This window comes from Paenibacillus sp. FSL H7-0350, from assembly GCF_038593195.1.
In the GTDB taxonomy this organism is placed as follows: Bacteria; Bacillota; Bacilli; order Paenibacillales; family Paenibacillaceae; genus Paenibacillus_AQ.
The window spans coordinates 3,354,333-3,375,819 of sequence record NZ_CP151972.1; the positions used below are offsets into that span (position 1 = coordinate 3,354,333).

Consider the following 21,487-nt stretch of genomic DNA (forward strand, 5'->3'; position numbering starts at 1 on the left):
CGCGCGCCTCCTGCAATCTATATCATCGGCCATAGCCGTATACTCTATAGTAAATGCCAATAATCCCCTGTTTACAACTCCAACCTGAACAATAGGCAGGCGTTCGTGCCTGTACTATCCATTATATCGGCTCTGCCCTCTCCGTGCATAATAAGTAGTTCTCTCCCGCTGCGAGCAGAAGAATAATGCATAGAGAATAGAGGTGAACACAGGAATAGGTGCATTCTGTACATTTAAAAACAGTGAAAAGGAAGTCTTTCATCTTCTAACTGTAGTTTGTACAACTAAGTCTGCCCGATTAGGTGAGAACACCGATATAGAGGCATTTTAATTGTATGGAATACAGCTAAACGGATATTCAGCGGTACATCAGACGATTTAGTTGTACAGAGTGCAATTACGCATATCACTTGTCCCTTAGGTGCTCACACCCCCACCCAATACACCCCGCCAGCCATAACCTCAAGCGTACCGTTCAGCGCCTGTCGTTGGCCGTCTGCAAGCTGTAGCATCAGCTCTTGCGTATAGCCGAGGCGCAACGTTCCATCGAACCGGGCTGTAATCCGCGCGGATACCAGAACCCCAGCCTGCCATTCGATGTCCACCTCATACCCCCCGCGTGCCTTCAGGCCGCTGATACGGCCGTTCTTCCAGGCTCCCGGCAGCGCGGGAAGCAGCGCAAGCTCCCCGAGATGACTCTGCAGCAGCATTTCTGCAATTCCGGCGGCCGAACCGAAATTACCGTCAATCTGAAACGGCGGATGCGCATCGAACAGGTTGGTGTAGATGGAGCGGGTTAGCAGCGTGCGCACATAGCCGTAAGCCGCATCGCCGTCTGCGAGCCGGGCATAGAGATTGATCAGCCAAGCACAGCTCCAGCCGGTATGTCCCCCGCCGGAAGCAACCCGCTGCTCCAGCGTTAAACGGCTGGCTTCCAGCAGCTCCGGCGTGTCCCGCCTGTTAATCCGGTTGCCCGGATACAGGCTGTACAGGTGGGAGACATGGCGGTGCCCCGGCTCTGCTTCGGCGAAGTCATAGAGCCATTCCTGCACCCGTCCGCTCTTGCTGATCTTCAGCGGAGACAGACGGGCAAGCGTCTGCTCCAGCTCCTCCTGAAACTTAGCGTCCACGCTGAGAATACGCGCAGCCTCCAGGCAGTGCTGCATTAACTCAGCGATGAGGCTCATATCCATGGCCGAGCCCATAGATATACTGCAAGCCCTGCCGTCCTCCGTGACAAACCGGTTCTCCGGCGAAGTAGACGGGCTGGTAACCAGCCGGCCCTCCGGTCCTTCCACCAGCCAATCCAGGCAGAAGAGGGCTGCTCCTTTCATTAGCGGATAAGCGGTCTCGCCCAAATACTCCAAATCCGGGTTGAATTCGTAATGCTCCCACAGGTGACGGCATAGCCACACGCCGCCCATGGGCCAGAAGGCCCAGCTGGCATCTCCGCCAGACAGTGTGGAAGCCTTCCACAGATCCACATTATGATGGGCTGCCCAGCCGCGCGCTCCATAATGGATGGCAGCCGTTCTGGCTCCGGTCTCACTAAGCTCCTTAGTCAGCTCAAGGAGCGGTTCATGGCATTCGCTGAGATTGCAGACCTCCGCCAGCCAATAGTTCATCTGCGTATTAATATTGGTCGTGTAATTGCTGCTCCATGGCGGCTGAACATGGGGATTCCAGATCCCCTGCAGATTCGCCGCCTGTGTTCCGGCCCGTGAGCTGCCCATCAGCAGATAGCGGCCATATTGGAACAGCAGGGCCTCCAGTGCCGGGTCTTCTGCCCCCTCCTGATAGGCAGCCAGACGTTCATCGGTTGGCCGCTCCTCCGCCTCGTGACCGCCGAGATCCAGATCCACCCGGCGGAAGATCGCCTGATGATCCCCGGTATGCCTTCTCCGCAGCTCCTCATAAGTCTTACCCGCCGCAGCGCTTAATCTGCTGGCGCATAGCTCCGCCGGGCTTAGCATAGCTGTGGAATACTGAGCTGGCGCTGCGGCTCTATGGCTTGCTCTGGCCCGCACCTCCTCATAATCTGTCCCGGCAGCCAGCAGCAGCAGCACACGCTCCGCGCCACTGATTACCAGCTTGCCTGCGGAATTCCCGATACTTCCCCCGGTGACCTGTACATGCAGGTGCAGCTCGAACGCAACTCCAAGCCCCTCCTCATAGAGCACCGCAAGCGGATGATCCTGGTGGTAATTGTCAGCAATATGCGAGGGGCAGCGCCCCTGCATTACCAGCCCGTTCCCCTCCGCTGGACTAACGCTATGCTGTAATTGGCTGTCCAGTGCAAGCTCCAGGTGAATTCCTCCCGGCTGACCGCTTGTCAGATGCACGACACCGACCTGGTCCGGTGTGCTGATGAACACCTCACGGGTGAAGTTGCCCTGCTCCGTCTGGTAGGCCACTTTGGCAACTCCGCTATCCAAATCCAGCTCTCTTTCATAAGCCGTACAGTTCTCTGCGCCCGGCTGCGTAAGAATCAGGTCCCCAAGCGGCATGTAGGCCTGGGCGTTGACCCCCAGCATATGAGCATTCACCATATCCTCGGCCTCACCATACCGCCCAGCAGCGATTAGCTCCCGGGTTCTCTCCAGATACCTGAGCGCTTCATAATTATTGGTATCCCGGGGGAACCCGGACCATAAGGTATCCTCATTCAGCGAGATCAGCTCTCTGGCGGTACCGCCGAATACCATAGCCCCCATGTGCCCGTTCCCCAGCGGCAGCGCCTCTTCCCAGACGGCTGCGGGCTGGCTATATCTAAGCTTCCACGCGGATTTCTTTTGTTTAGTTTCCATATTCTCCTCACCCTTCGTACTAAGTTCTGAATACAGCAAAAGGCCCTGACCTAAGTCGGGCCTTTCTGCCTTCTGCTATACTCTGGATCATGCTACATCCTATTAGGATTTACAGATTTTTGCCTGTCCACAGGGATACTCTCTTCTTCACCAGCTCAGTGAATTCTTTTTCCATATCCTGAGCGCCGGCTTTGTCCAGCTCAGCCAGGAAGGCATCATAGACTTTATCGAAATCAGCCGGTTTGGACAGAATCGCTTCCGGGATACGTTTACGTACGATGTCCTGGGTCTTTTTGAAAATGACTTGATATTTACCGTCTGTCGGAACCGGCAGGTTGTACAGGGCACCTGTTTCTTTTACAGGGAATTCATCCTCTTTCGGGAACAGATCCTTCCAGGTAGTCGCCTTATATCCGGCAAGGGATTCCTTCTCAGCTTCTGAATAGGAAGCAACGATCTGTTCAGGGAAGCTTGTAGTGTAGTAGTTGTCTGTTGAATCCTTCACTCCGTCGCCATACCGTGCACCGAAGATCAGGTACTGGCCGATCCCGGTTGTTTTTTGAGTGTTCGCTGTATCATTGGCTAAGCCGTCACGGATCTCAGGCAGAACCTCACGTTTGCCGTTTGCATCCACAGTATAGTGCTTGTCTTTAATCCCCCAGGTTCTCAGGACCTGGCCTTCATCGGAGGACATCCAGTCCAGCCATTTGATGATCCGCTCAGGATCTTTGGCTGCTGTAGTAATTGCGATACCGTAACCGTCGATACCGGTCTGCATGAAGGAATGATCCTTATACTCTTCGGTCAGGGTTACAGGGAAGTGTCCATAGGTATACTCGTCTTTGCCGGCAGCCTTCAGGGCATTCTCACCATCAGAGTATTCCCATTCCTGGGAGATCAGACCGAGTACACGGCCGCTGGCTACTTTCGCTTTGTACTGGTCATCCTTTTGTACGAAGGTATCCTTATCGAGCAGGCCTTGATTGTACATGCCGTTCAGCCAGCGGAAGTATTCCTTTTCTTCGGCGCGTTTGTAGTGAAGCTTCGCTTCGAAGGTCTCAGGGTCCACATAATATTCACCGTCATCCGGTGCGCCGGTTGTAGTGAAGGCCGGGTTGGTCACGGTGATCATAATCTTCCAGTCATCGGCATTCAGCGTCAGCGGAATCGTAGGCTGTCCATCGGTTTCCGGATGCAGAGCGACATAATCCTTCAGCACCTTTTCAAAATCAGCTACAGTCCGTACCTTCGGATAGCCAAGCTCTTTGAGCACACGATGCTGGATTTCAAATCCGCCTGTGGCATCGAAGGACTTCTGGCCGACACCCATATTCGTAGGAATCTGATAAATACTCTGATCGTCCAGGCTGTACTTCAGACGGTTCATGTTCTCGCCGTAGACCTTCTTGAGGTTAGGGCCATATTTATCAATGAGGTCCGTCATATCAAGGATCAGGCCGGCATCCACCAGGGTACTCAGACTACCTTTAGCGAAAATAATATCAGGAACGTCTCCGCTGGCTGCCATCATCGCAATCTTCTGGTCGCCGCCGCCGCTGCCTACATCGAATTCAGCTTCAAGGGTGACGCCTGTCTTTTCTGTAATGGCTTTACCAACATCATCCTGCATCTTGTTCCAGTTCGGACTGGCATCTGCACCGAAGAAGGTGAATGTAGCTGGCGAGGTATCTAGAGCCGTATCATCTGCTGCGGCAGTAGCATCAGGTGTAGTTCCTGTGTTGTTAGGAGTCGTATTGTTGGCTGCATTATTGCCGTTGCCTCCACAACCAGCGATCAGCATCGAGCTCATCAGCAGGAGTGTGAAGATGGTCTTGGTACTCTTGCGGTTCATTGTGTATCCCCCTTGTATCTTAATATATTGCCTCTATGCATATCAGGTGAGACCTGAATATACCATTGTGAACGCTTGCAAAACTACTATAAATATAAGTTTCCATTAATTACCTAAGCGGGTTAGCTGCCCGGCCCTGCACTGAACCCGGCAGCTTCTCCCCTGTCACTCCTGGGTTAAAGCCTATGCCTTAACTGCACCCAACGTCATCCCGCCGACAAAATACTTTTGCAGGAACGGATAGACCACGAGAATCGGCACGGTTACGACAATGGTAATCGCCATCTTGATCGACTCCGGTGAAATCTGCGCCATCTGTCTGGCCATATCATTCGCATTTGCCATGCCGCTGCCCTGATTGGTCGAAGACAGGACCTTCATCAGCTCGTACTGCAGCGTAGTCAGATGCGGCTTGTTGCCGTTGTAGAGATAGGTGGTGAACCACTCATTCCATTGTCCTACAGCCAGGAACAGCGCGACAGTTGCGAGTACCGGCTTGCAGAGCGGAAGGATGATTTTGTAGAAAATCATAAAGTCATTCGCCCCGTCCAGCTTAGCCGATTCCTGCAGGGCAAAGGGCAGTCCGTCCATAAAGGAGCGGATAATGAACACATTAAATGCGGCAACCGCACCCGGCAAAATGTAGATCCAGAACGTCCCGATCAGATGCAAATCCTTCATCAAAATGTACATCGGCACCATACCGCCAGAGAAATACATGGTCAAGGCCAGAAAAACCGAGATGAATCTTCTCGCTCTGAATTCCGGACGGCTGAGCGTAAACGCCAGCATAGAGGAACTCACCAGACCCAGCAGTGTACCTGAAACGGTACGCAGAATCGATATTTTGAAGCCTTGAATCAGGCCGGTATAGCTGAAGATCCGCTGGTAATTCTCCAGAGTCCAGACCCGCGGGAAGATATAGATGCCGCCCCGGACCGTATCTGTAGATTCATTGAAGGAAATCGCCAGCACGTTCAGAAAGGGATATAAGGTCACAATCATGACTAATCCCAGAGTGATGTAGAGAAACACGTCGAATATACGTTCACCTTTAGACATTTGAAAAGCTTTGCCGCCCATTTGATCCCCTCCTTACATAATGCTTTCTTTCGTTAATTTCTTCATCACTCCGTTAGCCGTGAACAGCAGAATGACACTGACTACCGAGGTGAACATGCTTATCGCTGTACCATAGGAGAACCGTCCAATCTGTATCCCGTATTTAAGCGCATACAAATCCAACACTTCCGAATAATCGGTAACAAGATTGTTCTGCAATTGGAACTGCTTCTCAAAGCCGATTCCGACCAGATGACCAATCGACATGATCAGGAGTACCGTAATCGTCGTACGAATCCCCGGCAATGTAATATTGAACATCTGTTTGATTCTGCCTGCCCCATCCACCTTCGCCGCTTCATACAGCTCTTTATCAATGCCTGTAATCGCTGCCAGATAGATAATTGCATTCCAGCCTGTTTCTTTCCAAATATCCGCTGCGGTTAAGACTCCCCAGAAGTATTTACCTTTAGCCATGAACTGGATCGGCTCATCAATCACATTCATCCAGAGCAGCAAATCATTCACGATCCCCCCGTCAATCGCAAGCGTCTTGTAGACAATTCCGCCTACAACCACCCAGGATACAAAGTGGGGCAGGTAAGATATCGTCTGGACCGTTCTTTTGAAGACGCTTCCGCGCAGCTCATTGAGCAAGACCGCAAACAGAATCGGAACCACGAAGCCGAAGATCAGCCCCAGCATACTCATCGCCAGTGTATTTCTTAATACAAGGTAGAAGCGTTCATCCTGGAACAGCTCCCTGAAGTTATCCAGTCCAACCCATTTCTGTTCGCTGAACGACCTGACCGGCTTATAATTCTGGAAGGCCATTAGCCATCCCCATATAGGCACATAGCTGAATATAAATACCCAGATTACGAATGGAAGGGACATCAGGTATAAGTACTTTTGCTGGAGTACGCTTTTCCAAAATCCACTATTCCGTTTCGCAGGTGGGCGGGGGGTTACGCTTTCATTTGCTGTAACACCGCTTTCAGTGAGCGCTTTCACGATCAATATTCCCCCTTCGCTTTGATAGCTTTATCTTATCCCAGCGCCGGGGGCGAGAATACCCAACAGATTTCACGTAAAAACCTATAGAAATTAGACATTCTCCCCGCCTGTATCCCCTTAAGCCTTCAAATCACTGTCCCTAGGGATTGAAAATGTAATCCGTGTCCCCTCTCCTTCCCGGCTTGAGATGCTCAGCCCGTGCTCCGCTCCGTAATACAGTGTCAGTCTCTGCTGCACATTGCGCAGCCCGATCCGGCCCTGATCCTCTTCCTCCACCTTGGTGATGACCTCCATAATCTCGGACAGCCGTCCTTCCTTCATCCCGATCCCGTCATCCATTACAATCACCTGAATCTCCTGATTCTCCGTGAGGGTAATAGCGATGCTGACATGCACCGTGCCTTCCTTATTCTCCAGACCGTGAACGACCGAATTCTCCACCAGCGGCTGGATAATCAGCGGCGGTATCATCACCTCAGCGGCGGCGGGATCGAAGGTAATCTCATATTCCAGCCTGTCCTCGTACCGGAACTTCTGAATCTCCAGATAGGAGCGGATCATCTCAATCTCTTCCTTGATCGGCGCTCTCTCCCGGCCGACTTCCAGATTCTTGCGCATCAGCTTGCCCAGCAGCCGGACAATATTGGCGATCTCCTTCTCTCCCCTCAGATGGGCATTCATACGGATGGACTCCAGGGCGTTGAACAGAAAATGCGGATGGATCTGGCTGGCCATCATCTTCAGCTTAATCTCCCGCTGCGCGATCTCCAGCGTACTGTTCTTCTCATTGCTCTCTATCACCTGGGTAATCAGCTGGTTGATGCTGGCTACCATGTAGTTGAACTGGCGCGACAGCTGGCCGATCTCATCTGTTCCGTCAATGTGAGAGACGACATTCAGGTTACCGAGGGCCACTTGATTGAGCTGGCGGCTCAGCCGCAGCAGCCGATTGCTCGTCAGCAGCGAGATCGTATAGACCAGTACAAGCGCAACCAGCAGCACCCCGATTACGATAAACAGGCCCAGCTGACTCACCTTATTGGCATCGCTCAGAATACTTTTGGTCTCAAATACCGAGATAATCTTCAGGCTGCTGACACTCAGCTCAGGGATCATCTCATCGATGATGACGTAGGAATCCTTGTCCTTCACCTGGGTCGTGAACACGCCCTTGGACTGCGCCTGCACATCAATCCCTATGTCAAAAGCATCCACCGTGCTGCCCACCAGCTGCGGGTTTTTGGCAGATACAATATAGCCCTGCTCATCGATAATAATGGTCTCGAACGGCTCCTGGTGCAGCATCTGGTTCAGCTCATTCTGATTCACCTGCACCATCAGAATTCCTGACTTGCTATATTCTGGGTAGGGCACCTGGCGGACCAGGCTCAGCTTGTTGATGGTTCCTTTGGGGCTGTTGATATAAGGGTCCTTATCGTGGATATACATCCAGTAGATCTGATTGTTCTGCATAGCCTGTGTATACCAGTTTCTCGTACGGATCTCCGGCGTTACCGGCGCGATGGACATATCGTCCACCAGTGTGGGATTATCGATAAAAAAGCGGATATTGGAGATTTCCCGGTACCGCAGCACATATTCCTTGAGGTCGGTATAATTCAGGTAAGCCTTGGTCAGCTCCAGGATACTCGGATAATGCGTATTAACCAGCCGCTCCAGATCCTCATCGAAATAGAGCAGATTCGAAATATCTGTAGGGACACGCAGCTTGCTGTACAACTGGCTTTTGATCTTTTCCACGTTGTTGGTGGCCTGATCTATCGCTCTGTTCAAGGCTCCCTCCCGAAAATAATTCGTCAGAATAATCCCGGCAATCAGCACGGGAATCATCACCACTATGATATAAAAGAAGATCAGCTTGTATTTCAGCTTCATATTATTGACCATCCGCACCAGCTTTTTGATATCAATCTCCCCTCTCTATACAAACAGGCTGCTCCCGGTCTTCTGCAAGAAGGGGAACAGCCTGTATATCATAAGCCTCATACCTGATTATCTGCAAGCTTGCCGCGACCTGCAGTTCCAAATTTCCCTTCCGCTTCTTTTTGCTTTTCGTTAAGTGCTTTAAGTCTAGTTCTCCTTGCGGTACGCGCTTGGGGAGACGCCGACATATTTGCGGAATTTGGCGTTGAAGTAATCGGAGTTCATGTATCCAACCTGCTCGGCTACCTCATAGACCTTCATGCCCTGGGTCAGCAGCTGCTTGGCCTTCTCGATCCGCACCTTATCCAGATACGTGTTGAAGTGCTCGCCCACCTGGTTCTTGAACATTTTACCCAAATAAGCACTATTATAGTTAAAAATCTCCGCAAGTGTACCCAGCTTCAAATTCTCCTTATACCGCCGCTGGATCAGATCCGTGATCCGCTTAATCTCATCGCCGCGCCCGCTTCCGCTGCCTGTCAGCCGGGAGAGCTGCTCCATATAGCCCGACACCAGCCGCTCTGCATCATGCAGATATCTGCTGCTGTAGACCTCGCCCATCGGCGAGGCTTGTCCGGCAATCAGCGGGCGCAGCTCAGGACTCGCCGCCTCCAGCCGGGCAATTGTGCTGCTGACAATCCGCAGCAGCTGATCCTTGATATAGGTCTCGTCCCGCTGGGTATGCACGAGCTGGCGGATAATCTGCAGCGTTAGCTCCCTGGCCACCCCGCTGCTTCCAGCCTCCACTGCCAGCAGCAGCTGCACCTCGATGTCACGCTCGGGGTCCGGCTCCTCCTCCGGTTCAACCGCAGCTTGTGCAGGCTCCTCCCAGAGGTCCGGCATTTCGCAGAGCAGTGTGTTCTTCTGCCCGAAGAAGGCATCCTCCAGCCGGGCGCGTGCGGCCCCGAAGGACTCACTGGCCTCCTCCGGCCGGACAGCTGCTCCGCCCGCTGCGGCCACGAACTCCAGCCCCTCCTTCGAGATTAGCTGGTACAGCTCCTGCCAGAGCGCCGCCCGGGCGCGTCCATCCCGGAGCGGCTCCTTCAGCAGAATTCCCATGTATGGGGGAAGGGTGAAGAAGAAGCCGCGCTCCTCCTCCTGCCAATGCCGCTCCATCAGCCGCTTCACCGCATCTTCGCGGGCATCTTCCCCCTTGTTAAGCCCTTTCAATTCCAGCAGCACCACCTCGCAGCTGCTGTCCTTAAGACCCAACTCGGCCGCCGGCTCTCCGCCTTCCTTCGACTGCAGCAGCTCCCGCACCAGCACCTCGGTGGTTCTTGCCGGCTCCAGCGCCTGCCATTCGTTGATCCGTTCTTCCAGGCTGATTTTCTCCCGCAGCTCCTGCAGATAGCTGATCAGTTCCTCCTCATCCACCGGCTTAAGTAAATAGCCGTCAATATGATAGGAGATGGCCTGCTTCGCATATTCAAAATCGGCATAGCCGCTCAGAATCAGCACATGGCAGCCCGGATTCTCCTTGCGCAGCTCAGCAATCAATTCCAGCCCGGTCATTCCCGGCATGCGGATATCTGCCATCACAAGTCCAGGTTTCAGCTCACGGAATTTGTCCAGCGCTTCATAACCGTTAGCCGCTGTCGCCACTACGGTATACCCCTCTTCCTCCCAGGGAATCAAGGTGCGCATCCCTTCCCTCAGCTTGGGCTCATCATCCACAATCAGTACTTTGATCAATTGGGGCCTCCCTTCACAGAGCTTATACAGATTCTATAGCAAAGCTTATACCATAACCTATATAAAAGAAAACAAGCTGCCACCCTGTACAGGATGGCAGTCATTCCGTGCGGATATTCTATTTACGGTAAGAAGCCAGCTTCTCATTCAGCTCGCGGGTCTGGCCGTATACATCCTGATACAAAGCGAAGATCCCGTCATATAGCGCCGCCTGATCTGCATTAGGGGTATAGGTCTCTGCCGGACGGATGAAGGCTTCCGCACATTTACCCAGGGATTCGAACCAGCCTGCACCGTAGGCTGCCAGCATAGCTGCGCCCATAGCCGGACCTTGCTCACTCTCCAGCTTGATGATCGTAGCGCCGAAGATATCAGCCTGCATCTGCAGCCAGGCTTCATTCTTGGCCCCGCCGCCGATCGCCACAACCTCGGTAATCTCTTTGCCGGATTCACGCACAATCTCAATCGATTCACGCAGCGAGAAGGTGATGCCTTCCAGCACAGCGCGGGTAAAGTGGGACAGAGTATGTCCGGAATCCATACCGATGAAGCTGCCGCGGATGCTTGCATCCGGATGCGGTGTACGTTCCCCGCTGATGTAAGGGGTGAACAAGAGACCGCTGCTGCCAGCCGGGATTTCATTCACTCCCTGCAGCAATTCGTCGAAGCTCTTGTCTGCTGCAAAGGTCTCCTTGAACCAGGTCAGGCTGTGTCCTGCCGCCAGGGTCACGCCCATAATGTAGAAGGCATCCTTCTCACTGTGGTTGAAGAAATGGACCTTGCCTTCGAGGTTAAGATCCTTATTGCTCTCGTAAGACAACACCACACCGGAAGTCCCGATGCTGCACATCGTCCGGCCTTCACCCAGAATGCCTGCACCCAGTGCGCCGCAGGCATTGTCTGCCCCGCCGGCGAACACCTTGGTGGTAGGCAGCAGGCCGGAGGCTTCGGCAACTGCCGGAAGCAGGGTTCCGGTCTGCTCGAAGGATTCCACCAGTCTCGGACAGAGGGAGACCGGCAGATCGAACGCTCCGGCAATCTCCGCACTCCACTGCTTCGCGCCAACGTCGAGCAGCAGGGTTCCCGCTGCATCGGAGTAGTCCATGGCATAGTCACCTGTCAGGTGGTAGCGCACATAATCCTTCGGCAGCAGGAATAATTCAGCCTTCGCGAGCACCTCCGGCTCATGCTCCTGGACCCACAGAATCTTCGGAAGCGTGAAGCCTTCGAGCGCGCGGTTTCTGGCGATATCGATCAGCTTGCTGCCAAGCTTCTTCTCAATCTTACGGCATTCCGCAGTTGTACGCGTATCATTCCAGAGAATGGCCGGACGCAGCGCCTTGCCTTCGCCGTCAACGAGCACAAGCCCGTGCATCTGGCCGGAGAAACTGATACCGTCGATCTGTCCAGGCTTAGCGCCCGATACTTCCATCAGACGCTTCAGACTGGCGATGGTTCCCTTCACCCAATCCTCCGGGTTCTGCTCACTCCAGTTCGGCTGGGGTCTGCTGAGCGGATACGCTTCAGAGTGCTCAAAGGCTACCTTGCCCTGAGGATCTACCAGTACAGTCTTTACCGCGCTGGTTCCAAGATCGACACCGATTACATATTTCATAGTTATCCTCCTAAAAGTTATATGAAGCATTACTTCTCTTGAAACGACTCCGCAATATAACTCGCTTCGTAAGCATAATCTTAAGTTTTGCGAGCTTCTGCTTCCTGTATTCACTTCAAGCAAAACTCGCTTCGTAAGCATACGCTTAGTTATATGAAGCATTACTTCTCTTGAAACGACTCCGCAGCCGTTCAAAAACACCTTTCACTAAAGGGACGGCCAAAGTACGCGAGAGGTACGCCTAAGATGCAGCCGCAATTGTATTTCCTGCAATAGATTCTCGTTAAATCGGCCAAAAATCGTAAGCTATTGCACTTTGTACACTAGAATTTGTTGAAAAGTCTGTTTTGTAGGGTACCCTCAAATATCTGTTGTACGGAATACAGTAGAATGCTGTTTCCCAGCGAAATTAGAGCATTCTACTGCACAAAATACACTCACACGGTCCTAGATCCGCAAGACTTAGCGCATTTATGGAATAATTTCACTTCTGCAGTTCCGATGCCCTACTACGCAGGAAACCCCGCGAGTCTGCATTAAAAAAGGGGCTGCCGAAGAATGCTCTCTTCAGCAACCCCCGTTGCGTGTATTCTCTAATGAATCTGCGGACAATCCCGCAAATCCCGAAGCGTCTTACTCAGCAGTCAGGATGTACTGGTTAAGTGTAGCTCTCAGCAATTCCTGACGTCCGGATTTGTTCGGACGCGGGCTCTCGTTGTTCAGCGCGTAGTCAGCCAGCGAAGCCAGTGTCGCTTTGCCGGATACGATGTCAGCACCAACGCCTTCGTTGAAGCTGCTGTAACGATCAGCAATGAAGTTCTCGAATACGCCGTCTTCCAGCAGCTTAGCAGCTACCTTCAGGCCCTTAGCGTATACGTCCATACCGGAGATGTGTGCCAGGAACAGATCCTCAGGCTCGAAGGAAGGACGGCGTACTTTGGAGTCAAAGTTGATTCCGCCTTTGCCCAGACCATCGTTCTTCAGTACTTCATACAGTGTCAGTGTTGCATCGTAGATGCTTGCAGGGAATTCATCTGTATCCCAGCCGAGCAATGGATCGCCCTGGTTCGCATCGAGTGATCCCAGCATACCGTTAATACGGGCTACATGCAGTTCATGCTCGAAGGTGTGGCCAGCCAGTGTAGCATGGTTCGCTTCAAGGTTCAGCTTGAAGTGCTTATCCAGGTTGTACTTCTGCAGGAATGCGATGCAGGTTGCTGCATCGAAGTCGTATTGGTGCTTGGTAGGCTCTTTCGGCTTAGGCTCGATCAGGAACTGGCCGTCGAAGCCGATTTCCTTCGCATAATCAACAGCCATGCTGAACAGGCGGGCAATGTTGTCCTGCTCCAGCTGCATGTTGGTGTTCAGCAGAGTCTCATAACCTTCACGGCCGCCCCAGAATACATAGTTGTCAGCGCCCAGACGTTTACCCACTTCCAGACCCTTCTTCACTTGTGCAGCAGCGTGTGCGAATACATCAGCGTTGCATGTGGAGCCTGCACCGTGCATGTAGCGCGGGTTGGTGAACATGTTGGCAGTGTTCCACAGCAATTTTTTGCCGGAAGCCTTCATGCCTTGTTCAAGGATGTCTACGATGGTATCGATGTTGCTGTAGAACTCACGCAGGGACGCGCCTTCAGGGGCGATGTCCACATCATGGAAGCAGTAGTACTGCAGGTCCATCTTATCCATGAATTCGAATGCTGCTTCAGCACGGGCCTTAGCCTTGTCGAGCGTGCTCAGTTTGTCCCAAGCGCGGACTGCAGTTTCAGCGCCGAACGGATCGGAACCGCCAGCTGTTAATGTATGCCAGTAAGCCATTGCAAATTTCAGGTGTTCTTCCATTGTTTTGCCGGCTACGATTTCTTTGGAATTGTAGAATTTGAATGCATAAGGGTTGGTGGAACGGCTTCCCTCGTAAGAGATCTTGCTCACTGTTTCAAAATAAGCCATTTGTAAAATCCTCCTCGATATTTTGCTTCGCCCGCAAGCGTTTACAGCATCATCTTAACACATCTCTTTGACTTTGTATATTGGTTAAACAAAGTTTTTTTATTTTTATTTTTCTCGGTATTTCGATTGATCCCAGAGCCTATACCCACCCTTTTAAATTCCATATATATAAAATTATGAAATTTCACTTTCGCTCCAGTTCAATGGATGTAGTTGCATTTTTGCGCTCTTCATTCTAGACTAGGGGGCATACCCGCGCAGCGGAGCGCAGCTTCACAGCTACCCTCTTCCCGCACGTGCAAGGCCCCCGTTCTATCCTGAAACAACGGCTTTCCTCATTGTTACATGCCGCCGATCAGCAGACCGGACGAACATTATTGTATGAGACCTATAAATTCTTATATTGCAAAAGGAAGTGTGCTGCTTGAAAGTTACCGGTGATCAGGCGCTGGTCAAAAAAATTAACAAATCGATTATTTTACATACCATCCGTAAGCATTCTCCTATCTCACGGGCCAAGGTATCCGGGGTGACAGGCCTTAATAAAGCTACCGTCTCCAATCTGGTAGCCGAGCTATGCGGGCAGCAGCTGGTTACAGAAGCCGGACCCGGGGAATCCAGCGGCGGGCGCAAGCCGCTAATGCTGCATTTTAACGAAATGGCAGGAACTGTAATCGGGCTCGAGCTGCGTGTGAAACAGCTTAAGGCTGTACTCTGCAACCTGGGGGGCGGCATTCTTCATGAACGGGACAGTGTGCTGGAGAACCACGACTTCCCTTATGTGCTCGGGCAGATGCAGCAGATGATCTCGGAGCTGATCGCTACCGCCCCGCCTTCTCATTACGGACTCGTGGGCATTGGTGTCGGCGTCCCGGGAATGGTCGATGAGCAGGGCGTTGTCTTGTTCGCACCCAACCTGGGCTGGGAGATGGTTGATCTGCGTTCGATTCTGGAAAGCGCCTTCGCGGTGCCGGTCACCATTGATAATGAGGCCAATGCAGGTGCGCAAGGGGAGCTGAACTTCGGCGCAGCACGCGATGTTCGCCATCTGCTGTATATCAGCGCAGGCTCGGGGATCGGGTCGGGGATTATTATCGGCGGAGAGTTGTATAAGGGAGCGCGCGGCTATGCGGGCGAGACCGGACATATGACGATTGAAGCGGAAGGCAAGCCTTGCAGCTGCGGCAGCCGGGGCTGCTGGGAGCTGTACGCCTCCGAGAAAACCTATGATAACCCTGGCCTCTCCCTCCCGGCCCGCACAACGACCGGACTGGTCAAGTATGCGCTTGAGGGGCAGCCCGATACGCTAAGCCATTTCAACTCCATTGGCGAGTATCTGGGGATCGGAGTGACCAATCTGATCAACAGCTTCAATCCTGAGCTGATCGTTATCGGCGGCGCTCTATCGGAGGCGGAGCCGTGGCTCGGCGAGCCGCTGCGCCGGGTGGTAGCTGAGCGTACCCTCCCCTACCACAAGCAGCAGCTCGAAATCACCTTCTCCAGGCTGGGTAGCCGGGGAACCATGATTGGAGCGGGATTTTCAGCGGTCATGCATTTTCTGGGCAATATCCGCGTGACCCTATAAAGCATATTTACAAGCGGAACAGCTGCGGCATGCTTTTTATGACGCGGCTTGTTTTTGCGTGATTAAAGTAGGATCACTTTTGGCTAGCGCATAAATTCTTATATTTCTTAAAATCGCCGCATTTTTATCTGCATTTCCTGCTCTAAAAGGAGTAGCTATCCTATATAATAAGGATACTTGTGTGACATTTGTCACCATACCCTTTTTTTCTGAAATGGAGAGAGAATCCATGACTTATGTTGATACGTCTGATATTTCGGCGAAGATGTTCATAGCGGTGCTGCTGCTGCTGCTCATCATTGCTCCGCTCGTCAGCCTCGGTGTCCTGCGTCTGTTCCAGTCGCGGAAGAAATCGGGATTCCTCCTTATCGCCAGCGGCATTGCCGTCTATGCTGTCTTTCAGATGTTCATGTCTCTTACTTGATGGACCGGCGCGTTGCGCAGGAGACTCTATAACTGCTCAACGCCCGGCTGTTTCTCTCACTTCGTCATGCCTTAGTCCCCCACAGACCTCGTTCCTGCATATTGTGTTCTGTTTTCCGCACACGGTTGTAACCAATTGTTAGACTTTAGCTCTAATGATGACGGATAGGTGCGTTAATCAATTGTGTATATGTTCCAAGTACCTTTCTCATTCAGCCGAATGGCATACATCATTTTAATTGAGTCTAACTTTCCAGTCTTGTTGTCCAAACATTCCCCAATGACTGTGATATGCACCTGGTTTTTGATTGTGGAATTGAATTCTACACTTTCAACACCCGTGAACTTATATTGGAGGTTTTCACCATAGTAAAAGTCTAAGGCATCAGCTAATTTCTTATTAACAAACCCAGCTTGAAACTCCTCGTGGTTGTGCTCAACAAGTGCCTTTAGATTTTTTTCAAGAACATTTAGCAGTGGCCGCTGGTCTTCGGATAACTGATTTTCTAAAGAACTCACATCAAATGCTAGTTCAGCTTTAAAGGTATTTTTTTTTGACTGATCTGTTTCAGATGCTTTTTCGTTGCTATTGTCTTTCAAGTTGTTGTGTGAGGTCGTACTGGTTGCTTGATTTAATTCACCCGTTGGAGCCGCATTACTACAGGATAACAACAAGAACATGACCATTGAAAGGCTTAAAGCCAATCTAGCAATATACTTTGACATTTTATCCCACCTTTTTGGATGATATAAAATTAGACGTTATCAATGAGAAAAGGTTACACAATTATGTATTAAAAAGGAAACAGATAATGGATTTCCCATAAAAAGCATGATTGTATTAAGACCAAGTTGCTCCATTTACTGTGATAACACTATAGATGTTACGTGGACCACCTGAGACGTAAGGTACGCTGCTGTTTACTTGTTTCGCACGAATTTGTGATGCTGTGCTGCCATCCAACATAACTGCATCAGTACATCCAAGATATTTCATGATACCTCTCGCGTCCAAAGCTGTACAATTTGTGGCTTTGGTCATTGCAGCCATAATAATTTTGCTGCCATTATAACCTACTGCAGCACGAAAGTTAGCACCAAAGCTTAGATTTCCTTTTTCATCCTTGACGAGATTGTTGTAAGCAGCTTCGCTAGAAACTGCTTCTTGCAACTTTAAGCTGACACCTCCAATTGCCCAATCAATCCAGCCAGTCGGAATGGACAAGTCAGCAATCTTGTTGATGACCGAGACATATGCTACTTGATTTGTTCCGTTATTGGGTCGCATACAAACAAGCCTGCCGCGTTTTAATGTTGCATTGGTTGAAGCATAATTTCTTACTGGAGTACCACCGGATGTTACGGCAATACCATGAACATAGCCCGTAGTATCGTCAAAGTAAGTCCCGTTAATCCCGTACTCGCTAGAGGTTGTGAGATTTGTCCCCCCCAAATCTTTAATCCGTATTGTGGACATATCTGCTTCAATATAATCTACTGTAATTCCATTCCAGGTTGTTTGTCGATATTTCGCGTTAGCCATATTAATCACCCTTTTCATTTTGATGTGGAGGTGATATCGCGGGAATCAACCCTTGTCATTGTCATTCCCTAACAATAACGGTTGTCGATAATCCTTCACTTAGTAGGTGAATTATTAGATCTCTTTTACTACCCAATCGATAATTTTTAAGGATTATTTTGTATAATCCCATTGCTTCCCCTACTACTTTTTGAGGATAGTCGAGTACTAAGTAGGATGTTAAGCATCCTTACTACGAAGACAATTATAATAAGTACTCATCCCGCAGCAGCACCGCCAAAAATAACCCCAAAAAGTGCAGCTATAGTCTCGATGATGACTCAGATACTTTACGGGGACCCCAAAATATACAAAAAAACCGCCTCCCAGCGGGAAGCGGCCTGTGTATGCTATTCAATCTATTCAGCTAATTACTCCGTTGCAGCCAGAGCCTTGTCGAACTTGGTCTTGTTCATGCCTACGATCTTCATATCCCCGATCACCGTAATCGGCACGGCTCTCATGCCCATATCCCACACCTGCTGGGCGTACTCTTCGTTCTGCTCGATGTTGCGTTCTTCGTACGCTACCCCTTTATCGCTCAGGAAGCTTTTCACCTGACGGCAATGCGGGCAATTCGTCGATGTGTATACAATTACATTCTCCATAGTATGATTTCCTCCTCGTATCTAAGTATTAGACTCTGAGCTCTATTGTAGCACCGGAATCCTTGCTTCTCCAAATGCCAGACTTACATAATTACTGCGCTGTGCTCCAGGCTCTCGATATATTTCTCGGCATCCATAGCCGCCATACAGCCGCTGCCTGCAGCCGTGATGGCCTGTCTGTAACGGGTATCCTGCACATCGCCGCAGGCGAATACGCCGGGAATGTTCGTCTCGGAGGTTCCGGGATTCGATACAATATAACCGTTTGCATCCGTAGTGATTTGTCCGCCCAGGAATGCCGTATTCGGATGATGGCCGACCGCCACGAATACCCCGCTGGCTTCAATGAACTCTTCTTCCCCGGTCTCGTTGTTGATCACCTTCAGGCCGGTTACACCCTTATCTCCGGCAATCACTTCAACAGGGGTGCGGTTCAGTCCCCAGGTCACTTTGGCGTTATCGCGGACACGGTCCTGCATAATCTTCGAGGCCCGCAGCTCTTCACGGCGGTGCACCAGGGTTACCTTGGAAGCAAAACGTGTCAGGAAGCCCGCTTCTTCAAGCGCGGAATCGCCGCCGCCGACCACCACGATCTCTTTGCCGCGGAAGAAAAATCCGTCACAGGTAGCACAAGTGCTGACCCCGCGTCCGATGTTATCCTGCTCCCCGGGAATCCCGAGATACTTGGCAGTAGCACCCGTGGAGATAATCAGCGTATCCGTAATCAGCGTGCCCATGCCTTCCACGTTCAGCTTGAACGGACGGTCACCCAGTTCCACGCTGTTCACCCAGCCGGTCACGAACTGCGCACCGAAACGCTCTGCCTGCTTGCGCATATTATCCATCAGATCAGGACCCAGAATGCCTTCCGGGAATCCCGGGAAGTTCTCGATCTCCGTTGTAGTTGTAAGCTGTCCGCCTGGCTGCGGACCTTCGATAACGAGCGGGTTCAGGTTCGCCCGGGCCAAATATATAGCAGCTGTCAATCCAGCCGGTCCAGTACCGACAATAATTGATTTGTACATGATGATATCCCCCTTGAGATGGACGGAAAAGACGCCATTCCTTATTTAAAATAATTATAATCTAGTATTTATTATGATCACCTCAAGGGGAGTTGTCAATATGTCAGAACCGTTGTAAACGCTCCTTTTTGTGAACAATTCAATTTTAAGCAATTTAAAATAAGCGGGGGCACATATTCTGCTGCTCCCTCCATTGCACCGGCTTCTAACGCAGCAGACGCAATCCGTTAAGGATAACGAGAATCGTACTTCCCTCATGCCCGACCACCCCGAACGGCAGCGCAATCCCCTGCACAAAGTTGCTGATCATCAAGGCGGCAATGACCGTTACGGCAAAGATCATATTCTGCTTCACAATCCGCTGCGTCCGGCGCGCCAGGGCAATCGTCCCGGCAATCTCTTCAATGTTGTCATTCATCAGCACCACATCGGCAATCTCCAGTGCAGCCCCGCTGCCCTTCATGCCCATGCCCATGCCAACCGTTGCGGTTGCGAGCGCAGGCGCATCATTCACCCCATCGCCTACCATGATCACATGACCGTATTGCTCCCGAAGCGCCTTGATATGCGATACCTTATCTTCCGGCAAAAGCCCGGCGAACACAAGGTCAACGCCGCTCTGCCCCGCAATGACCCGGGCTGTAGCCTCGCGGTCACCGGTCAGCATCGCTACCTTGATCCCCAGATCATGCAGCTTGCGCACGGCAGCCGCCGCCTGGGGGCGAACGGTGTCCTGCAGGGCAATCATTCCGGCGATGGTCTCTCCGGCAAGGATCAGCGATACCGTTTTGCCTTCCTGTTCCAGACTGCTGCGCAGAGCCTTCCAATGGTCCGTAGCCGCCCCGGCAGCCGACCCTTCCGCTTCATCCAGCAGATTGGACTTGCCGATCCGCCACAGCTGGCCGTCTATGATGCCTTCAATTCCCCAGCCGGTAACCGACTGGCTCTCTTCAATATCCCGCAGTCCGATCTGCTCCGCTTCCGCCAGCGCGACAATGGCCTCTGCCAGCGGATGCCCCGACAGCTTCTCGATGGAGGCACTCACGGCCAGCAGCTCTTCCCGCACATACCCTTCTCCGGCGATGAAGTCCGTGACCTGCGGAATGCCTTCCGTCAGAGTACCCGTTTTGTCAAAAGCAACAACTGAGGTCCGCGCCATATTCTCCAGATGAACCCCGCCTTTGAACAGGATGCCTTTGCGGGCGCTCTTGGAGATAGCCGACAGCATGGCGGGCATGATTGAGGATACCAGCGCACACGGGGACGCCACGACCAGGAAGACCATGGCCTTGTAGAACGTATCGCTCCAGCTCCAGTCCAGCACAAACGGCGGCAAGGTGATCAGCAGTACTGTGGCAGCCACCACAACTCGGGCATATACGGATTCCAGCCGTTTGATAAAACGCTGCGAATCCGGCACTTCGTTCTCCGCCTCTTCTACCATGCGGATGATTTTGGCGAACAGCGTATTCTCGGCAGTCTTCGTTACTTCTATATACAGGGGGCCTTCTCCATTAACGGTGCCGGCGAATACTTCACTGCCGACAGTTTTGTCTACAGGAAGCGATTCTCCCGTGATGGAGGCCTGATTCACAGATGATTCCCCCCGGCACACCTTGCCGTCAGCAGGAACCAGCTCACCCGGACGGATCAGCAGCAGATCGCCCAGCACGAGCTGATCAATGGTTACCTCACTCATCGCGCCCTGCTCGATGCGGACCGCAGTGGCAGGCTTGAGGGCCAGCAGAGAGGAGATATCCTTTTTGCTGCGTTCCATCGTATAACTCTCCAGCGCTCCGCTCAGCGCAAAGATGAAGATCAGCATCGCCCCTTCATTCCAGTACCCGATGGAGGCGGCACCCAGCGCTGCGGCGATCATCAGCAGGTTGACATCCAGGTCACGCTCCTTGACCAGCGTCTCCACGCCTTCTTTCGCCTTCATCCAGCCGCCCAGTGTATACGAGATCACGTAGAGAATTACAGATAAGACCTCCGACCAGCCGCTGGTAGCCCAGGCTGCGAGCATAATCAGCCCGCTCCCCAGAGCGGCCTGCATTTCGGAGTTGCTGAGCATTGCCAGCGGATCAAAGCGGCGCGGTCCCGGAGTACGGGGTTGCTGCGCCCCTCCTTGACGCGCTATGGATTTGGGCATTGATTTCGAGGTTGCTTGCATAATAAATCACCTTCCTGAATGGTTTTGGTTAAGCGCACACTTGAGAATGAGAGCCATTATTAACACCCTTAAAATGACACATGCTGCCCCGGCATCGCCGGGACAGCATGTTGAATAGGTATGGTTGTTGAGGATAATGACTGGGATGA

General features: G+C 51.9%; 15 protein-coding genes. 2 read left to right on the forward strand and 13 right to left on the reverse strand.

The annotated features are described in order from the left end of the window. Positions 1–425: 425 nt before the first annotated feature. The 8 genes from NYE24_RS15345 to xylA form a co-directional block, all read right to left on the reverse strand. Positions 426–2,807: a glycoside hydrolase family 95 protein gene (locus NYE24_RS15345; protein WP_342479024.1), complete on the reverse strand. Its 2,382-nt coding sequence runs from the start codon at positions 2,805–2,807 to the stop codon at positions 426–428. 109 nt (positions 2,808–2,916) lie between these two features. Continuing rightward, on the reverse strand, positions 2,917–4,659 hold the full coding sequence (locus NYE24_RS15350) for an ABC transporter substrate-binding protein (protein ID WP_036694954.1): 1,743 nt from the start codon (positions 4,657–4,659) through the stop codon (positions 2,917–2,919). A gap of 183 nt (positions 4,660–4,842) precedes the next feature. Further along, positions 4,843–5,742 (reverse strand): carbohydrate ABC transporter permease, encoded by a 900-nt coding sequence (locus NYE24_RS15355; protein WP_036694953.1) that lies wholly within the window; start codon positions 5,740–5,742, stop codon positions 4,843–4,845. A 12-nt stretch (positions 5,743–5,754) separates the two neighbouring features. Next, the gene (locus tag NYE24_RS15360; RefSeq protein WP_036694952.1) at positions 5,755–6,735 is read right to left on the reverse strand and encodes an ABC transporter permease subunit; all 981 of its coding nucleotides are present in this window, start codon (positions 6,733–6,735) and stop codon (positions 5,755–5,757) included. A 120-nt stretch (positions 6,736–6,855) separates the two neighbouring features. Continuing rightward, positions 6,856–8,634, reverse strand: a complete 1,779-nt coding sequence (locus NYE24_RS15365) for a histidine kinase (RefSeq protein WP_342479025.1) — start codon at positions 8,632–8,634, stop codon at positions 6,856–6,858. 195 nt (positions 8,635–8,829) lie between these two features. Beyond that, on the reverse strand, positions 8,830–10,374 hold the full coding sequence (locus NYE24_RS15370; RefSeq protein WP_342479026.1) for a response regulator transcription factor: 1,545 nt from the start codon (positions 10,372–10,374) through the stop codon (positions 8,830–8,832). A gap of 118 nt (positions 10,375–10,492) precedes the next feature. Continuing rightward, positions 10,493–11,989, reverse strand: coding sequence for a xylulokinase (xylB, locus tag NYE24_RS15375; RefSeq protein ID WP_342479027.1), 1,497 nt, complete (start codon positions 11,987–11,989; stop codon positions 10,493–10,495). Between the two features lie 633 nt (positions 11,990–12,622). Then, positions 12,623–13,942 (reverse strand): xylose isomerase, encoded by a 1,320-nt coding sequence (xylA, locus tag NYE24_RS15380; RefSeq protein WP_036694948.1) that lies wholly within the window; start codon positions 13,940–13,942, stop codon positions 12,623–12,625. Positions 13,943–14,366: 424 nt separating this feature from the next. On the opposite strand from xylA, the gene NYE24_RS15385 reads away from it, so the two are divergent. Together NYE24_RS15385 and NYE24_RS15390 are read left to right on the forward strand one after the other, a co-directional pair. After that, a complete protein-coding gene (locus NYE24_RS15385; RefSeq protein ID WP_342479028.1) occupies positions 14,367–15,527 on the forward strand; it encodes an ROK family protein in 1,161 nt (386 codons plus the stop codon). A 229-nt stretch (positions 15,528–15,756) separates the two neighbouring features. Continuing rightward, the gene (locus NYE24_RS15390; RefSeq protein ID WP_036694925.1) at positions 15,757–15,951 is read left to right on the forward strand and encodes a hypothetical protein; all 195 of its coding nucleotides are present in this window, start codon (positions 15,757–15,759) and stop codon (positions 15,949–15,951) included. Positions 15,952–16,124: 173 nt separating this feature from the next. On the opposite strand, the gene NYE24_RS15395 is transcribed toward NYE24_RS15390, so the two are convergent. From NYE24_RS15395 to NYE24_RS15415, 5 genes are all read right to left on the reverse strand, one after another. Beyond that, the gene (locus tag NYE24_RS15395) at positions 16,125–16,676 is read right to left on the reverse strand and encodes a hypothetical protein (RefSeq protein WP_036694924.1); all 552 of its coding nucleotides are present in this window, start codon (positions 16,674–16,676) and stop codon (positions 16,125–16,127) included. Positions 16,677–16,791: 115 nt separating this feature from the next. Beyond that, positions 16,792–17,493 carry a phosphodiester glycosidase family protein gene (locus NYE24_RS15400; protein WP_076159749.1) on the reverse strand — a complete coding sequence of 234 codons (702 nt, stop codon included), beginning with the start codon at positions 17,491–17,493 and terminating at the stop codon, positions 16,792–16,794. Positions 17,494–17,903: 410 nt separating this feature from the next. Then, on the reverse strand, positions 17,904–18,140 hold the full coding sequence (locus NYE24_RS15405; protein WP_036694922.1) for a glutaredoxin family protein: 237 nt from the start codon (positions 18,138–18,140) through the stop codon (positions 17,904–17,906). 83 nt (positions 18,141–18,223) lie between these two features. Then, positions 18,224–19,165, reverse strand: coding sequence for a thioredoxin-disulfide reductase (trxB, locus tag NYE24_RS15410; RefSeq protein WP_036694921.1), 942 nt, complete (start codon positions 19,163–19,165; stop codon positions 18,224–18,226). 205 nt (positions 19,166–19,370) lie between these two features. Continuing rightward, positions 19,371–21,338, reverse strand: a complete 1,968-nt coding sequence (locus NYE24_RS15415; RefSeq protein WP_342479029.1) for a heavy metal translocating P-type ATPase — start codon at positions 21,336–21,338, stop codon at positions 19,371–19,373. Between the last annotated feature and the right edge of the window lie 149 nt (positions 21,339–21,487).

Bases quoted from the DNA above. Each gene is read 5' to 3' on its own strand.
- NYE24_RS15345 (WP_342479024.1), bottom strand. From the start codon at position 2,807: ATGGAAACTAAACAAAAGAAATCCGCGTGGAAGCTTAGATATAGCCAG.
- NYE24_RS15350 (WP_036694954.1), bottom strand. From the start codon at position 4,659: ATGAACCGCAAGAGTACCAAGACCATCTTCACACTCCTGCTGATGAGC.
- NYE24_RS15355 (WP_036694953.1), bottom strand. From the start codon at position 5,742: ATGGGCGGCAAAGCTTTTCAAATGTCTAAAGGTGAACGTATATTCGAC.
- NYE24_RS15365 (WP_342479025.1), bottom strand. From the start codon at position 8,634: ATGAAGCTGAAATACAAGCTGATCTTCTTTTATATCATAGTGGTGATG.
- xylB (WP_342479027.1), bottom strand. From the start codon at position 11,989: ATGAAATATGTAATCGGTGTCGATCTTGGAACCAGCGCGGTAAAGACT.
- xylA (WP_036694948.1), bottom strand. From the start codon at position 13,942: ATGGCTTATTTTGAAACAGTGAGCAAGATCTCTTACGAGGGAAGCCGT.
- NYE24_RS15390 (WP_036694925.1), top strand. From the start codon at position 15,757: ATGACTTATGTTGATACGTCTGATATTTCGGCGAAGATGTTCATAGCG.
- NYE24_RS15395 (WP_036694924.1), bottom strand. From the start codon at position 16,676: ATGTCAAAGTATATTGCTAGATTGGCTTTAAGCCTTTCAATGGTCATG.
- NYE24_RS15400 (WP_076159749.1), bottom strand. From the start codon at position 17,493: ATGGCTAACGCGAAATATCGACAAACAACCTGGAATGGAATTACAGTA.
- NYE24_RS15405 (WP_036694922.1), bottom strand. From the start codon at position 18,140: ATGGAGAATGTAATTGTATACACATCGACGAATTGCCCGCATTGCCGT.
- trxB (WP_036694921.1), bottom strand. From the start codon at position 19,165: ATGTACAAATCAATTATTGTCGGTACTGGACCGGCTGGATTGACAGCT.
- NYE24_RS15415 (WP_342479029.1), bottom strand. From the start codon at position 21,338: ATGCAAGCAACCTCGAAATCAATGCCCAAATCCATAGCGCGTCAAGGA.